12 protein-coding genes and 1 pseudogene are annotated in these 14,958 nt (G+C 54.3%); all 13 read right to left on the bottom strand.

The window, feature by feature from the left end:
- Positions 1-26: 26 nt before the first annotated feature.
- The 13 genes and pseudogenes from FC49_RS03945 to FC49_RS03885 all read right to left on the bottom strand — a co-directional run bounded on the left by FC49_RS03945 (position 27) and on the right by FC49_RS03885 (position 14,901).
- The gene (locus FC49_RS03945) at positions 27-1,274 is read right to left on the bottom strand and encodes a sensor histidine kinase (RefSeq protein ID WP_056984342.1); all 1,248 of its coding nucleotides are present in this window, start codon (positions 1,272-1,274) and stop codon (positions 27-29) included.
- 6 nt (positions 1,275-1,280) lie between these two features.
- A complete protein-coding gene (locus FC49_RS03940) occupies positions 1,281-1,946 on the bottom strand; it encodes a response regulator transcription factor (protein ID WP_056984341.1) in 666 nt (221 codons plus the stop codon).
- The gene (locus tag FC49_RS03935; RefSeq protein ID WP_056984340.1) at positions 1,943-2,563 is read right to left on the bottom strand and encodes a GTP pyrophosphokinase; all 621 of its coding nucleotides are present in this window, start codon (positions 2,561-2,563) and stop codon (positions 1,943-1,945) included. The genes FC49_RS03940 and FC49_RS03935 overlap by 4 nt, the downstream gene beginning before the upstream one ends.
- Positions 2,564-2,645: 82 nt before the next feature.
- A pseudogene (locus FC49_RS03930) lies at positions 2,646-4,433 on the bottom strand (glycerophosphoryl diester phosphodiesterase membrane domain-containing protein).
- Positions 4,434-4,446: 13 nt separating this feature from the next.
- The gene (locus FC49_RS03925; RefSeq protein ID WP_056984339.1) at positions 4,447-5,646 is read right to left on the bottom strand and encodes an MFS transporter; all 1,200 of its coding nucleotides are present in this window, start codon (positions 5,644-5,646) and stop codon (positions 4,447-4,449) included.
- A 122-nt stretch (positions 5,647-5,768) separates the two neighbouring features.
- Entirely contained in the window at positions 5,769-6,068 is a 300-nt protein-coding gene (locus tag FC49_RS03920; protein ID WP_056984338.1) for a cupin domain-containing protein, read from the bottom strand.
- Positions 6,069-6,086: 18 nt separating this feature from the next.
- Positions 6,087-6,953, bottom strand: a complete 867-nt coding sequence (locus tag FC49_RS03915) for an aldo/keto reductase (protein WP_003715672.1) — start codon at positions 6,951-6,953, stop codon at positions 6,087-6,089.
- A 124-nt stretch (positions 6,954-7,077) separates the two neighbouring features.
- Positions 7,078-7,515 (bottom strand): Lreu_0056 family protein, encoded by a 438-nt coding sequence (locus FC49_RS03910; RefSeq protein WP_056984337.1) that lies wholly within the window; start codon positions 7,513-7,515, stop codon positions 7,078-7,080.
- Between the two features lie 98 nt (positions 7,516-7,613).
- Positions 7,614-8,276: a beta-phosphoglucomutase gene (gene pgmB / locus FC49_RS03905; RefSeq protein WP_056984336.1), complete on the bottom strand. Its 663-nt coding sequence runs from the start codon at positions 8,274-8,276 to the stop codon at positions 7,614-7,616.
- A gap of 19 nt (positions 8,277-8,295) precedes the next feature.
- Complete coding sequence (locus tag FC49_RS03900) at positions 8,296-10,548, bottom strand: glycoside hydrolase family 65 protein (protein WP_003713242.1); 2,253 nt, start codon at positions 10,546-10,548, stop codon at positions 8,296-8,298.
- A 143-nt stretch (positions 10,549-10,691) separates the two neighbouring features.
- The gene (locus FC49_RS03895; protein WP_003713235.1) at positions 10,692-12,035 is read right to left on the bottom strand and encodes an SLC45 family MFS transporter; all 1,344 of its coding nucleotides are present in this window, start codon (positions 12,033-12,035) and stop codon (positions 10,692-10,694) included.
- Positions 12,036-12,222: 187 nt separating this feature from the next.
- On the bottom strand, positions 12,223-13,398 hold the full coding sequence (locus FC49_RS03890; protein WP_056984335.1) for a thiolase family protein: 1,176 nt from the start codon (positions 13,396-13,398) through the stop codon (positions 12,223-12,225).
- Between the two features lie 102 nt (positions 13,399-13,500).
- Complete coding sequence (locus FC49_RS03885) at positions 13,501-14,901, bottom strand: MFS transporter (protein WP_056984334.1); 1,401 nt, start codon at positions 14,899-14,901, stop codon at positions 13,501-13,503.
- Positions 14,902-14,958: the final 57 nt, after the last annotated feature.

Below are 14,958 nucleotides of genomic sequence, written 5' to 3'. Positions count from 1 at the left end.
AAGCGATGAATCGCTTGCGTTTTTTATTACTTCGTTACCTGCCGGAGGCTCACCACTAGGGAAATCCGACCATCAGCGTACTTCGCACTGATCCGGCCATTGAAGTTGTGAACAATCGTCTGCGCCATCGACAGGCCAATCCCATACCCCGCGTTCTTCGACAGGGTCCGGGCCTTGTTTTCCCGGTAAAAGCGCTCAAAAAAGCGCTTCGTATCCACTTGTGCGCCCTTTGCATAGCTGTTGGTAACCGTCAGGACCGCGTTCTTTTTGACCGCGGCGAGCTGGACGCTAACGGTACCATCGGGGTCACAGTACTTATTGGCGTTATCGATCAGAATGCTAACCAACTCATACAGGTAGTTTTCGTCGGCCATCACGGTAATAGCGGGCGCGACCGTCGCTTCAAACCGGTGGCCCGCATTGGCCGCAACATTCTTAAAGCCCGCCACTGCCCTGTCCACCACCGCGCTCGCGTCAACCAGGACGATGTTCATCTGCGGCTGTTCCTGCAGGCGGGCGAGCGATACCAGGTAGTTGATCAGCTTGGTCATCCGGCTGACCTGCTCCTTCGTGCTGGTCGTTAGTTCTGTCTCCCCATTCGTCAGTTCCTGCATTTCGGTGTTGGCAGAGATCACCGTCAGCGGCGTTTTCAACTCGTGACCGGCATTGGTGATAAATTCCTTTTGCCGCTGCTCGGCCTCGATGATGGGCCGAATTGCGCGCCGGGAAAAGAGGACCAGGATAATCGTATAGAGAACCAAGCTAACCACACCCAGCAAGACTCCCAGATTGATAATTTCACGGGCACGGGACATCATCAAACTCTCATCCAAAAAGACGACCAGCGTGCGCTTGCCCATCCGCCGAACCTGGTAAGCATACACGTTGCTGTTGTACAGGACCTGACCATGGTCATTATTCCGCCGCTCCACCCGCTGCGCCAGTTGCCGAATCGTGGCCACCGACACCGACAAAATGTGCTGGTTATCGACCTGAATCGGGTCGCCGTTGTGCGGAATTGTGGCACTAAAGTAGCGATACTGGGAAAGGCTTTCCCGTGTAAAGCGCTGCTGGGGAAAGAAGTTCGACTGGCTGGGAACCTGACGGGCCGGCATCCGCCCCTGATTGTCACTCAGAATCGACAACACAGAGTTAACCTCCTGTCGCGCTTGAAAGTAAGTTACGGCGCTAATACTGCCAATGATTGTGATAATCACGACCAGCAACGCGCTGGTTGAAATGAGGATAAATTTCTTGCGAAAATGCTGAATCATCACAGCTCACCCCCTTAGTACGTACGGACCGCCCTTTTCACCAACGATTTCGGTTGTTGACTGAATCGATTGCAGTTTGTGGCGAAGGTAGGAGATGTTAATCCAGACATCCTCTTCATCCGCGCCCTGGTCACCGTCCCACACCCGCTGCAAAATGTCGGCTGCCGGGAGCTCCTTTCCCGCGTTATGAATCAAGTATTGCAACATCCTGGTTTCTTCCCGGGATAGGCTGATGGAATTATGGCTTTCTAAGACCTGCTCGCCGCTATTGAGGTGGAGGTCAGCAAAGGCCAGATCTTGGTCATCATAGCTTTTGACCCGCCGTTCTAATGACCGCAAGCGGGCCAGCAGTTCCTTGAGCGAAAATGGCTTAGTCAGGTAATCATCCGCCCCCGCGTCCAGACCAGTCACCCGGTCGTCTTCCTCCGCCATCGCCGTCAGCATAATGACATAGGTGCGGTCGCCACGGGCCCGTAATTCACGGAGGGCGTCCAGGCCGCTTTTGACCGGCATCATAATATCTAAAATCATCACATCGTAGGCGTTAGCCGCTGCCAAGTCCACAACCTTTTGTCCATTGTCGACCGCGTCAACTTGGTAGCCGCTGCTGGTCATTGCCAGCTTTAACACCCGGGCCAGCTGGGCCTCATCTTCCGCAAGCAGAATTTTCATTTATCTCTTTCTCCTTCCTGGACCAGCTGCCGAATCGTTTGCATCTGGATGTCACACGACGCTAAATGGTCGGCGCACCGCTTCAATTCCTTGCTGATCCGCTCTGGGTTGGCAACGTGGTGCTTGTATTTAATCTCATGTTCCAAGCTCGCCCAGGAGTCCATGGCAATCGTCCGCAGCTGTACCTCCACGAAGAAGTGACCGGGCCGTTGCCCGTCGACGTCTTCGTAGGGTTCCACCACGTCTAAAATCAGGTGGTAGCTCCGGTAGCCGTTGGGCTTGGCATTGGTGATATAGTCCTTCTTCTTAACCACCGTGCACCAGTCCGCCTGCTCAATCAAGGAGAGGCAGCGGGTAATGTCGCTAATAAAGTTACAGACCAGCCGGACTCCCACCGCATCCCGGCACTGACGCAGGGCCGCGGCCGTGCTCTCCGGATAGCCCTTGCGCCGGCACTTTTCCGCCATGCTAGCGGGCGTCTTCACCCGGCCAATCAGGTGCTCGTACAGTTTTGGTTGGTTAGCCGCCAGCTGGTGATCATTCCACTCCGCCAGCTGCTGTTCAACGTCTGCCAGGATATTATTAAGAGTTTCTTCATAAGGCCCGTAAATCGACATTGTGTTTCCAACTCCTTGTGTCTTTTTGCTATTTTAACAGCGTTTATTTGACTTTATTAGGGGGCAAGCCCTTAAAATTCCGTTAAGGCGCAAATTCTGTGTTAGTCGGCACGACCAGGATGTAGTTTAAGAGCTGCCGGGCATAGCTGCGCTGATCCTCGTAAGTTGCGATTTGCCGGTTCAATTCCGCCAGGTTATCGGTAATGATCCCATCGGCGTTCTTGTACATCATTTGCATCATAACAGCCGGCTCATTGACAGTCCAAGCATACACCCGTTTGCCTTGCAGATGGGCCAGCGTAATGAAGTCATAGGTAAGGGTCGAATACTCCATCGAGTACCCGTTAGCCGCGGTATTCGGATAGGTGAAATTATAGGGCTGGATATACATCACCGGCAGCCGTGGCTCCAGCCGCTTTAGCTGTTCAACGACCCCGTAGTCCAACGAGTGGACCAGGGCATGGTGCTGGATCAGGTCAGTGCCATAACGATCTACAAACCGCTTCACCATCCCAGGTGAATCCGCCGGGGTGGGCTTAATCTCCACCAGCAGCTTCTGGTGGAGACGGTCAGCAGTCCGCAGGTAGGTGGTAAAACTAGCCAGCTTGGCCTGGTGGCCGTTCTCGTGAACCGTCAACCGGGTCAACTGCTTGAGCGTCAGCTGGCGCGGTGTTTTGTTAACCCCCGCTAGCTCTTTGAGGTTTTCATCATGCAGGACCACGAATTACCGGTCCTTAGTCTCGTGAACATCTAGCTCCACGTAGTCCGGGTGCAGGCGGTGGGTCCGTTTCAACGCCGGGATGGTGTTTTGCACCCCATTTTCTTCCGCTACCCCCCGGTGGGAAATCGTCACCGGCCGGTGGTGCTGGCTCGTCGAGAGGTAGAGGCCGTTCCCGGCGGCCGCTACGACCACCAAAACGACCAGGATCAGACCGGCAAAGACCCGGTTGCCCTTCGCAGCCAGCCGTTGCGAGGCCGTCACCGGAGCAGCCGTGGTTAACGGCAAGAACAGCAGGCTAACCGTGACCACCCCGGTCCAGGTGGTGACCAACTCGCTGCCCAGCTGAATGATTAGCAGGTTAATGTTGGCAAACAGCGCCGCCACTGGCTGCGGCAGGAAGTCCAGCAGCCATTGAGCCCCGATTACCAGTGTGTAAAAGGCCGCCATGACCAGCACCGCGAGAAAACCAATGGCCAGCAAGCGCAGGGCTACCGCTAACCACCGCCGACCCTGGGTTCGCTGCCAGCTTTGGTGAAAGGCCGCCCGCGGGCGCAGTCGTTGGTAAACCATTAAGGGGAGGGCCCAGACCAGGCGCAGGCCGAGGAAGGTCAGGACAAGATAAATCGTTACCGTGGCGGTCAGCAGCAAGCCGTTACGGGTCAGGTAGTCGAGGATAAACTGGGGCACCTGAATTTTCGCTAGCAGGGGCGTCCGGTAGACGAGGTCCGCGAAGGGGATTACTAAAATGAAATAAACCATTAGGACCAGGAGCGAACTCGGGCGCAAGCGGCGCAACGTCTGCCAAATTTTCCTAACCAGGCCGCGGACGGTAAACATTTCCCGGGAAATATCACGAATGCCGAGCAGGACCGCGGCAAATTGCAGGTCTACTACCAGCAACAGGCAGATCAATTCCACCAGCAGGGCCACAACGACTAGCGGGTGGTGGCGGGCAATCATCACCACATTTTGGTAGGAAATAAACGGGATTTGCGCCGCCTGCAAAATCACAGTTGTCGCTAGCCGGAAAAGCGGGATTACAATTAGCTGAATCACCAGGTCAACGCTGACAAATAGGCTAAAATAGCTGAGCCAGTGCCGTTGAAAAGCGCGGGTCTGCTGGCCGATTGCAGTCAAAATATTTTTCATCACTCAGCCCCCGCTAGTTAACGTCTTGCTGGTGCTGGATAACCGCCTGGTTTAGTTTGCGCCGGTTAGCCAGGTAAATCAGCAAAATTACCGGCACAACCACCAGCATTACCAGGTAGAAATACTCTACCGGCAGCAAACTGTCGATAATTCCCCCGGCAATCGGACCAAGCGACATTCCAATGTCCATTCCCACGAAGAAAGTGGCACTCGCCAGTCCGCGTTCGTTTCCTGGCGCGAGCATCATGGCAGTCGACTGGCAAACAGAGTAAATGATTCCATAGCCCAAGGCCATCCCCGCCGCGGCTAGGGCCATCTGCCAATTATTCTCCATGACCGCCAGCATCACCAGGTAAAAGGCGGTGGCAATTGTACAGCCGACAAGCCAGACCCCGAAGCGCACCGTATCAAACTGGTTGCGCAGCACCAGCCGGATTGCCAGCAATACGACCGCGTAAATCAGGAAGTAGGCGCCAACTGCCACATTCAGGTGCCGCTGTTCAACGTAGCTGACAATGTCTGCCTGGGTTGCAAAATAGGGGATAGCAAAGAGGGCAATCAGGGCGGCCACGGGTAAAGAGTCACGCTGGATAATCTTGAGGTGGCGGATCCCTGGTGCTGGCGCGGCAGCGGTATCCGGGACGGCCCGGTTGCTGACGAACTGAATTGTGACGACGACCATCAGAGCAGAAACGGCCGAAATCACAATCGCCAGCCGGTAGCCAATCACCCGGTAGAGGTCAATTGAGATTGCCGGCGCCAGCGACATTGCCAGGGCGTTCATCAGCCCGTAAAAGCTCATCGCCTCGCCGACGTGGGAAAAGGGTACCAGGTAGGAGAGCCAGGTTGTCATGCAGACCGTACAGAGGACATAACCCAAGCCGTTAACCAGCCGGAAGAGGAGCAGTATCCCGCTATTCGGGGTCAACACATAGCCCATGACGCCGGCAAACGATAACAGACCCCCAATCAAGGACAGCTGGTACTTGGAAAAGCGGTCAGTTAGGTTGCCCGCGATTGGCCGCAAAAACATCGCGACAATGCTCATCATTCCGACAATGACCCCGGCGAAGGCGCTGCTGGCACCAAGGCTCTTCGCATAGCCGTTAATCAACGGATTACAGTACATATTGCTAAACATGAAGAAGAACGCCGCGGCCATTACCAGCACAACGTCCTTCGAAAAAATCGTCTCTTTCTTCCTGTCTGCCATTTTCTATCATTTCCTTATCAAAAATTCACTACCTCTATCATAAAACAATCCGGGACGGAGGGTGAACAAAAACACCAGAAAACCGGCTTTCTAGCCGCTCTTCTGGTGTTAATTATTCCTCGCTAATCGGCGAGCTGGGATTTAATTACCATTACTTCCGTGTCCGTAACTGCCTCTAAGGCGTGCCACTCGTTTGGCGCCAGCTTGACAATGTCGCCTGGGACAAGGGCCTGGGCAGTCCCGTTGCTGACATCTTCAAAAACTACCCGGCCCTTGATCGGCACAACTACCACGTCTTCAGGAACGTGGTGCTTGGGGACGGCTTTCCCCGCTGGGATCACCAAATGAGTAACGGTCTGGCGAGGCGTCTCGACGATATTTTCCGCCAAGTCAACGTCCGGTGTTGTTTTAATGAATTGCACTGGCTTTAACCATCCCTTCTAAAAGTCAACCGCGTCCGGGTCTGCGCACTGGCCGCCCAGGTTTGGCAGGGCGGTAATCTTTTGCATATCCTCGTCACTGATTTCAAAGTCAAAGAGCTGGGTGTTTTGAACCATCCGTTCCTTATGGACTGACTTTGGCAATGGCAGGACACCCCGCTGGATCAGCCAGCGCAAGCACAGCTGGGCCGGCGTCTTATCATACTTTTCAGCCAGCTGCAAAATCGTGGGGTTGGTCATTACCTCGGCACCCTGACCACCCAGCGGTGCCCACCCTTCTACCAGGATATTGTGGGCCTGCAGGTACTTAACTTCCTCAACGTGGGGCCAGCCAGGGTGAACTTCAATTTGGTCAACAGCGGGAGCCACCTCCGCGGTCTTCATCAGTTCAATAATATGGTGGGGCATGAAGTTGCTTACCCCCAGAGCACGAATTTTACCTTCGTGGTAGGCCTCCTCCATCGCCCGCCAGGTTTCGGCGTTAATTTCGGCTGCCCGGGCACCAAACTGCTTTTCGTTCGCCGGCCAGTGAATCAGGTAGAGGTCCAGGTAGTCCATCTGGAGCCGTTCCAACGTTTCGTCCAGGGCCTGCTTGGCCTTGTCATAGCCCCGGTGGTCATTCCAGAGCTTGCTGGTCACAAAGAGGCGGTGGCGGTTAATCCCCGAATCCTTGATTCCACGGCCAACCGCTTCCTCGTTGCCGTATACGGCAGCCGTATCGATCAGCCGGTAGCCGACGTCAATGGCGTCTGCCACCGCCTGCTCAGCCACATCAGCGGGCGTCCGAAAAGTTCCGTAGCCAACGCAGGGAATCGTCACCCCATTATTTAAGTGGTACAGTGAATTAATGTTTTTTAGTTCGACCATCACAACCATCCTTTCCGTTTCGCTTACTTTTAATTATATAACTTTTCCCGGGACCGTGGTAGCTCTCCACGGGATTAACTAGCACGGCCATGGTGAGCTACCCGGCAACGATGGAAATCGCCGGCTACTCTGTTTGCAAACTCCCGACGTAGGCGTTGACCCGCTTTCGTTGGGCCGCCGTCCGGAAAAAGCGCCGCCGCAGCTGCTTAACGGTGAAATCAGTCGTTCGCAACCGCCCCTCCTTGCCAGCCGGCGGATAAGTGACCTGAACATGCTGGTTAGCACCTACCCGGTAATACACGACTGCCGGGGCGCGGCCATCGCGGGCCACGATATAGCTATCATCGTCAGTAACACCGGTCGGCACCTGGTCAGCAGGGTGGACGACTCCGTAGACCAGGGACTGGCTGGCAGCTTCCTGCCGCACCCAGCGGGAATCGACTGCCAAGCTCACTAGAATACCAAGCTGCTGGTCCGTCAGCTGCCGCTGGGCCGCCCCAACAGTTGAACTGCTAGTAAGGACTAGCAGAATAGTTAGGATTGCCAAGTTTATTTTTCGCATAATTCCCCCTCCAAGCAACAAACGGGCCAGCCGGAAATCCGGTCGACCCGTTGCTCAGAAGCAAATAGCAATGTGATTGATAGGTTGTATAAAGGATGTTAGGCCATTTGCTCCTCGATGGCAGCCAATGAAACTTCACTGGTATCGTCAAACTTGACCGCCGCGTCCTTAAGTGACGCGCCAAAGCCAATTGACACCTCGCCTGCCCGGTTGATGGATTCCACCCCTGCTTGGGCATCTTCCAATCCGGCCACCTGGTTGGCAGGCAGGTTCATCAGCTTTGCGGCCTCGCTATAAATTTCTGGGTCCGGCTTACCGTGACTCAGCTTAGCGGGATCCACGATTCCCTCGAAGTAATCGGTAATCTGCAGGTACTTCAGAACCTTTGGTGCGTTCTTGGATGCGGATGCCAGAACGATGTGGTAACCGTTGTCCTTTAATTCATCCAAGAGGTTCTTCATCCCGGGAAGGATGTCCGCTGGCGTCAAGGTTTCAACTAACTTGATGTAGTTGTCGTTCTTTTCGGTTGCCAGGGCTTCTTTTTCTTCCTGGGTGTAGTCATTTTCGTGACCGCCCGCCTTTAAGATCAGTTCCAGGGAGTCCATCCGGCTAACCCCTTTGAGACTGTCCGCCAGTTCAGGCGTCCATTCGGTGCCGACCTTGTCAGCGAGTTGGTGCCAAGCCTGGCCGTGGAAACGGGCAGTGTCAGCAATCACCCCGTCAAGGTCAAAGGCAAAACCCTTCAAGTCTTCAAACTTCATTCTCTAAATGCCTCCGCTATTACTTTAATTCCAGCTTCTTGCCATCCAGATCAATCGTGATTGGGTCACCGGATACCAAGTCGATCTTCGTACCGTGCTTGTCAACCTTGACCTTCAGAATCCGGCCACGGAACATCTGACGGAATTGGTAGGAGTTCCACTTCTTTGGCAGGAATGGTGCGTAGTGCAGTTCGTTGTCACGAACCCGCATCCCAGCGAACCCTTGAACGATATCCAGCCAGCTACCAGTCATCGAAGTGATGTGCAGACCGTCGGAAGTATCGTTGTTGTAGTTGTCCAGGTCAAGCCGGGCCGACCGTTCGTACAGTTCAACGGCCTTGTCTTCGTAACCCAGGTCAGCGGCAATGATGGAGTATACGGAAGCGGACAGACTTGATTCGTGAACGGTGAATTGTTCGTAGAAGTCAAAGTTGTGCTTCTTTTGTTCCTTCGTAAAGTCGTCGATGAAGTCCCAGAGACCCTGGATGACGTCACCCTGCTTTACGTATGGTGAACGTAAGATCCGGTCCCACGACCAGTTTTGGTTCAGTGGCAGTTGGTCACTTGGAATTTCGGAAACTGGTGTCAGGTCCTTGTCCATGAAGCCGTCGTTTTCTGGGAAGATGTCCCGTTGCTTGTCGTATGGCAGGTACATGTTGTCGGCAATGCCCTTCCAACGCCGCTTTTCGTCTTCGGAAACGTCAAGTTTCTTAGCAACCTCTGGGTCAACCTGATCCAGAATTTCCAGCGTGTATTGGAGCGTCCACCGGCAGAGCAGGTTGGTGTACCAGTCGTTGTTTACGTTGTTGTCGTATTCGTCCGGACCAGTAACGGCGTGGAGCATGTACTTGTTCTTGTTTTGTGAGTAGTGAACCCGGTCAGCCCAGAACCGTGAAATTTCGGTCAGGACCTTGGCACCTTCGTGGAGAACGTATGACTTGTCACCGGTGTACTTAGTGTACAGGTAGATGGCGTAGGCAATGTCCCCGTTCCGGTGGATTTCTTCGAAGGTAATTTCCCATTCGTTGTGACATTCGATCCCGTTGAAGGTAACCATTGGGAATAGCGCACCCTTCAAGCCCTGTTGTTGGGCGTTGATGTAGGCACCATCCAGTTGCTTGTAACGGTACATCAGCAGGTTACGAGCAACTTCTGGGTTGGCAACCCCCAGGTAAACCGGAATACAGTAGGCTTCGGTATCCCAGTAAGTAGCACCACCGTACTTTTCACCAGTGAAGCCCTTTGGTGAAATGTTCAGCCGGTAATCTTGACCATAGTAAGTGGAGAAGAGTTGGAAGAGGTTGAAGCGAATCCCTTGTTGGGCCCCTTCGTCACCGTCAATTTCAACATCAGACTTGGTCCAGCGGTCAGCCCATTCCTTAACGTGGGGATCGAGCAGGTCGTCAAAGCTCTGGGCGTCGAGTTGCGCACTCAGTTCGTCCAGGTGCTTTTCAATGGCTTCCTGACCATCGAAGTCCCGGGAAGTAACAACGACCGTCCGCTTTTCAAAGTTAACTTCCTTGCCCGCAGCAACGGTGCCAGCAAAGGTGTTGTAAGCATCCTTATCGTCAGTGCCGTCACCCACGTGGTCCAGGTTGGTCTTGGAAGTCGTCTTCATGCCAACAGTGAATTGTGGCGTTCCGAAGTCGTTCTTCTTCGTCATGGAAGTCAGTTCAGCGTGTTCGCCCTGGGCACTCTTGCCCAAAACGTTCCAAAATTGTTCGTCGTAGTTAGCGTCTTCGTTGTAAACGTCGGCGTCAATCATGCTGGTGATTTCAACCTTCGCATCGCTGTCACCACGGTTCTTGATGTGGAGCCGTTGACCAACTAATTCCTTCTGGGTAACGGAAACGAACCGTTCAAAGTTGAAGTACATTTCGGTACCACCGATTTCAACAGTGAATTCACGTTCGAGGACGCCGCGCTTCATGTCGAGGTCCAGCTTGAAGTCCTTTGGCGTTTGCTTAGCCAGGTCCAGCTGTTCGCCGTTAACCTTGATGATCAGCTTCATAAAGTTGACCGCATTGATCATCTTACCGAAGTACTTTGGATAACCGTTCTTCCACCAACCAACACGGGTCTTGTCAGGGAACCAAACACCACCGAGGTAGACCCCTTCCATGCAGTCGCCGGAGTAACCTTCTTCAAAGAAGCCCCGCATCCCGAGGTTTTCGTTTGCCAAACTGGTCATTGATTCCTGGAGACGCTTGTCTTGGGGATCCCAGTTCTTGGTAGCAACGTGCCATGGGGCAATGTCAAAAGTCCGTTTCATTCAATTCAAGTCCTTTCTCTATCAAAAGAGGCTGGGAACTAGCTCAACCTCTCAAATATTTTGATTCGACAGTGGACAAGGTGGAAGCAGCGCTGGCTCCCGCCTCATCCCTCATTATAACAGCGTTTTACAACGAAATTAATTTATTCGGCGTAGGTTTCCTTAATCGTACCAACCGAAAGGGCAGCCAAGGCCATGACAATCGCACCAACGATGAACATGTTAACTTGGGAAGAGCCCAGCAGTGGGAACAATGCAAAGCTAAGCAGTGAAGCCACGATTTGTGGAAGGCAGATCGAACCGTTGAAAAGGCCGAGGTAAGTACCCATGTGCTTACCAGTCAGGGCGTTCGTAACGATGGTCAGTGGGTAAGTGTTCATACCAGCCCAAGCAATCCCGACCAGGATGTAGGAAAGAATCAGCGTCCATTGGTCATGGATGAAGAAGACTGACAGGAAACCGAGGGCACCGAGCAGCAGACTGCCGGCGTAACCGTACTTGTGGTACTTGTTTGGCACCTTTGCCAAAACATATGACCAGACAACGGCGGCGATGGATTGGACGGCGGCTAAAACACCGTACCAGTTACCAGCGGCCTGGTAGCCAGCTGAAGTAGCATCATGCGTGTTCCAAACGTTCTGGGCAATGGCCCCAGCGGAGTAAGTCCAGAGGTATTGGAAGGCAAACCAGCAGAAGAATTGTACCAGGGTAACGGTCCAGAAGGCCTTTGGCGCGTGCTTCAGCAGGGTGAACCAGTTACCACCCTCCTTGTTATCCTCTTCGGAAATACCGTGGTACTTCGCGTAAGTAGCTGGGTCGTATTCATGAACCCGGAAAACGGTGAAGAGACTGGTGATGACCAGCAGTGCGGCCCCAACGTAGAAGGCGACCTTAACTGAATCTGGAACAACACCCTTTGGCGCGATGTTCTTAACACCAAACCAAGTGAACAGGAATGGGAAGATAGCGGCCAAAACGGCACCCGTGTTGGACAAGAAACTCTGGATCCCGTAGGCGTAACTCTTCTGGTCATCGTTGACCATGTCCCCAACCATCATCTTGAATGGCTGCATTGCCACGTTAGATGACAAGTCCAGGAAGGCCACGGTGATGGCACCAAACCAGAGGGCCGCTAGTGACCCGTAACCGAAGCCGAAGCTCCCGGAGTTTGGCAACAGCAGCATCACGATCACAGCTACAATCATCCCCAAGAGCAGGTATGGCAGCCGCCGTCCCCCGAGCTTTGGTGCCCAGGTCCGGTCAGAGTAGTAACCAACGATTGGTTGAACAACCAGCCCCATCAGTGGTGGCAGGATGAAGAACCATCCTAAGCTATTCGGGTCGGCACCAATGGTTTGGAAGATCCGGCTCATTTGCGAACTTTGCAAAGTGAAGGCGGTTTGGACACCCAAGAACCCGAAGTTAATCATCCAGATGGTTGACTTAGAGAGCGCAGGTAATCCAGCCGCAGTAGACTTTTCACTCATTACTAAACAACTCCTTTATACAACAATTCCTAACTATCACGCGTTTTTGAAAACGCTTCATATCAAATTGCAATAATAATATAACAGATTAGTTTGAATCGTGCAACCGTTTGCGCAAAAATAATTAACCGTTTTCATTATGAAGGCGAAGAAAGAGCCGTGGCCACTTGATTTGGCACACGGCTTCTTATCTTGTAATCAAAGTGGCAGCGCCCACTCCGCCACCGACGCAGAGGCTGGCTACACCGACCCGCTGGTTAAGGCTCCGCAATTGGTGAACCAGGGTGACGATAATCCGGGCCCCGGAGCAGCCAAGGGGGTGCCCCAGGGCAATCGCACCGCCATACGGGTTGACCTTGGCCGCCGGCAATTTAAGCAGGCGCTGGCTGACAAGCGTCTGGCTGGCAAAGGCCTCGTTCAGTTCAAAGATATCGACGTCTTTTTCCGTCAGCCCGGTTGTCTGGAAGAGCTTGCTGACGGCATAGTAAGGTCCCAGCCCCATCAGCTGCGGGTCTAAGCCGACCAAGGACGACGCCCGCCATTGAGCTAGCGGCCGGAGCTGGTACTTTTCCACCGCTTCCCGGGATGCCAGGATTACGGCCGCCCCGCCGTCATTTAAGCCGGAGGAGTTCCCCGCCGTCACCGACCCATCCGGCTTAAAGGCTGGCTTGAGTTTGCTTAACGCGGATAGTGAAGTGTCAGGCCGTGGGGACTCGTCTTGGTCCACTACCACGGTTTGCTTGCGGCTTTGCACCGTCACCGGGACAATCTCATCATCGAAGGCGTGCTGACGTTGCGCCGCGACCGCCCGCTGGTGGCTGGTCAGGGCAAACTGGTCCTGCTCTTCCCGGCTAACTTGGTAGCGGTCATTGACGTTTTCAGCGGTCATCCCCATCGGGTAGCCGCCCCAAGCGTCATTCAAGCCGTCACGCTGGAGGGCGTCGACCAGCTGGCCGTCACCGAAACGGTAACCCTGCCGCGCCCGTTGCAGGAGGTAGGGCGCGTTGGACATACTTTCCATCCCCCCGGCAACAATTACTTGGGCCTGGCCGGATTGGATCAGACTAGCACCTAGGTTGATACTGGACATCCCCGAAGCACACACATCGTTGACCGTGATGGCCGGAACTGATTGGGGGAGTCCCGCCGCAATGGCTGCTTGACGCGCCGGGTTTTGACCACCGCCAGCCTGGATGACGTTCCCCATCAGGACCTGGTCGACCTTCTCTGCTGCCAACCCGCTGGCCGCCAAGGCACTCTTAATTGCCGCCGCCCCGAGCTGAGCCGCCGTTAGTGGTGCGAGGGCCCCGCCAAACTTGCCGATCGCGGTCCGCTGCGCTGCCACAATGTAAACTTCTTCCATCAATTTCTTCCTCCAAGCTCACGTAGTCTCATACAAAGAAAGTTTACCGATTTGCCACTAGAACTGCAAATTCTACGGCTTATCTGGAGAATTTCTTAATAATTACGCCCGCCGGGGCCGTGGCAGGGTCACCGCGACAATTACCAATTCGGCTGCCAGAACTACGACGAGGACCACTAGGGCGTGCTGGGTCCCAGTCGCGGTCGTTTGGGCCAGGGAAAGCTGGTGGTTGCGCTGGCTCGCGGCCACGATTGCGGAAACGACTGACGTCCCGACCGCCCCGGAAAACTGCTGGAGCGTGTTCAGGATGGCGTTACCGTCCCCGTTTTCCGCGTCCGGCAGACTAGCAAGGGCACTGGTCATGATATTGCCAAAAGAAAGGCCAATACCCAGCATGAAGCAGGCATAAAGGAAAACAATCAGGCCATTGCTGAGCAACCCGCCCGCTAGAAAGGCCAGACCGATTACCGCCAACCAGCTGAGGCCCGAACCAGCCAGGACCGGTCGGCGGGCACCCCACTGGTCGAGCAGGCGGCCGCCAAACGGCCCGGTGATGGCACCTAGGGCGGCACCGGGAAGGACAACCAAGCCCGCCGTCATGGCCGTCGCGTGGTTGGTGAGCTGGATGTAATTAGGCAGCAGGAATGAAAGCCCCAGGGCAACAAGCTGGAAGAGCAGAAAACCGAGCGCCAGACGTGCAAAACTGCTGTTCCGGAAAATCCGCAGGTTGATGATGGGCGCGCTGACTGCCAGGGAACGCCGGATAAAGGCGCCGGCTCCCAGGAGGCCAAGGACAAAACTGCCCGCCACCAGCAGTGACCAGAACGGCTGGCTGCCCATGTTGGCAAAGCCCATCGTGAGCCCAACGAACATCAAGACGAGACTGATTAATCCCCACCAGTCAAAGCGGGGACGGGTACAGGAAGTCTGCTGGCGGATTGTGAACAGCCCCATCACTAAAGAAGCGATTAACAATGGAAGGAGGAAGATGAAAATCCAGCGCCAGCCGAGGCTATTGACCAAGAGGCCCCCATAAGTCGGTCCAATCGCCGGGGCAATCCCCGTAATCATCGTCCCCACGCCCATCATCGTGCCGACCCGGTTTTGCGGAACCCAGTCAAGGATGATGTTAAACATTAGGGGCAACGCAACCCCGGTGCCAATTCCCTGCACCAAGCGGCCGAGTAGGAGCAGGCCAAAATTAGGGGCAAAAATATCAATTAAGAGACCACAGGTAAAGGTCAGGTTAGCAAAGACGAAAAGGTGCTTAGTCTTAAAGCGCCTTTTGAGGTAGGCCGAGAGCGGCACCGTCAGTGAAATGGTCAGCAGACAAATCGTCGTCATCCACTGGACCAGACTAGTGGACACGCCAAATTCACGCATCAGGGTCGGAAAGGAAATGTTGACGGCGGTCTCGACAACCACTCCGGCAAAGGACATGATCCCCGCCGCAACGACTGCCACGACCACCCAGGCTCCAATGGTACTGGATTGCTGTTTCATAAAGGTTCCTCCAAGGTTAGTTTTGATAATTGGCTCTACAATTTTAAGTACTGATGG

Source organism: Limosilactobacillus oris DSM 4864, from assembly GCF_001434465.1.
Taxonomy (GTDB): Bacteria; Bacillota; Bacilli; order Lactobacillales; family Lactobacillaceae; genus Limosilactobacillus; species Limosilactobacillus oris.
This window is presented reverse-complemented; position numbering and strand designations above follow the sequence as displayed.

Excerpts from the sequence above, each read along its gene's own strand:
- FC49_RS03945 (WP_056984342.1), bottom strand. The coding sequence starts at position 1,274 with ATGATTCAGCATTTTCGCAAGAAATTTATCCTCATTTCAACCAGCGCG.
- FC49_RS03940 (WP_056984341.1), bottom strand. The coding sequence starts at position 1,946 with ATGAAAATTCTGCTTGCGGAAGATGAGGCCCAGCTGGCCCGGGTGTTA.
- FC49_RS03935 (WP_056984340.1), bottom strand. The coding sequence starts at position 2,563 with ATGTCGATTTACGGGCCTTATGAAGAAACTCTTAATAATATCCTGGCA.
- FC49_RS03925 (WP_056984339.1), bottom strand. The coding sequence starts at position 5,646 with ATGGCAGACAGGAAGAAAGAGACGATTTTTTCGAAGGACGTTGTGCTG.
- FC49_RS03915 (WP_003715672.1), bottom strand. The coding sequence starts at position 6,953 with ATGGTCGAACTAAAAAACATTAATTCACTGTACCACTTAAATAATGGG.
- FC49_RS03910 (WP_056984337.1), bottom strand. The coding sequence starts at position 7,515 with ATGCGAAAAATAAACTTGGCAATCCTAACTATTCTGCTAGTCCTTACT.
- pgmB (WP_056984336.1), bottom strand. The coding sequence starts at position 8,276 with ATGAAGTTTGAAGACTTGAAGGGTTTTGCCTTTGACCTTGACGGGGTG.
- FC49_RS03900 (WP_003713242.1), bottom strand. The coding sequence starts at position 10,548 with ATGAAACGGACTTTTGACATTGCCCCATGGCACGTTGCTACCAAGAAC.
- FC49_RS03895 (WP_003713235.1), bottom strand. The coding sequence starts at position 12,035 with ATGAGTGAAAAGTCTACTGCGGCTGGATTACCTGCGCTCTCTAAGTCA.
- FC49_RS03890 (WP_056984335.1), bottom strand. The coding sequence starts at position 13,398 with ATGGAAGAAGTTTACATTGTGGCAGCGCAGCGGACCGCGATCGGCAAG.
- FC49_RS03885 (WP_056984334.1), bottom strand. The coding sequence starts at position 14,901 with ATGAAACAGCAATCCAGTACCATTGGAGCCTGGGTGGTCGTGGCAGTC.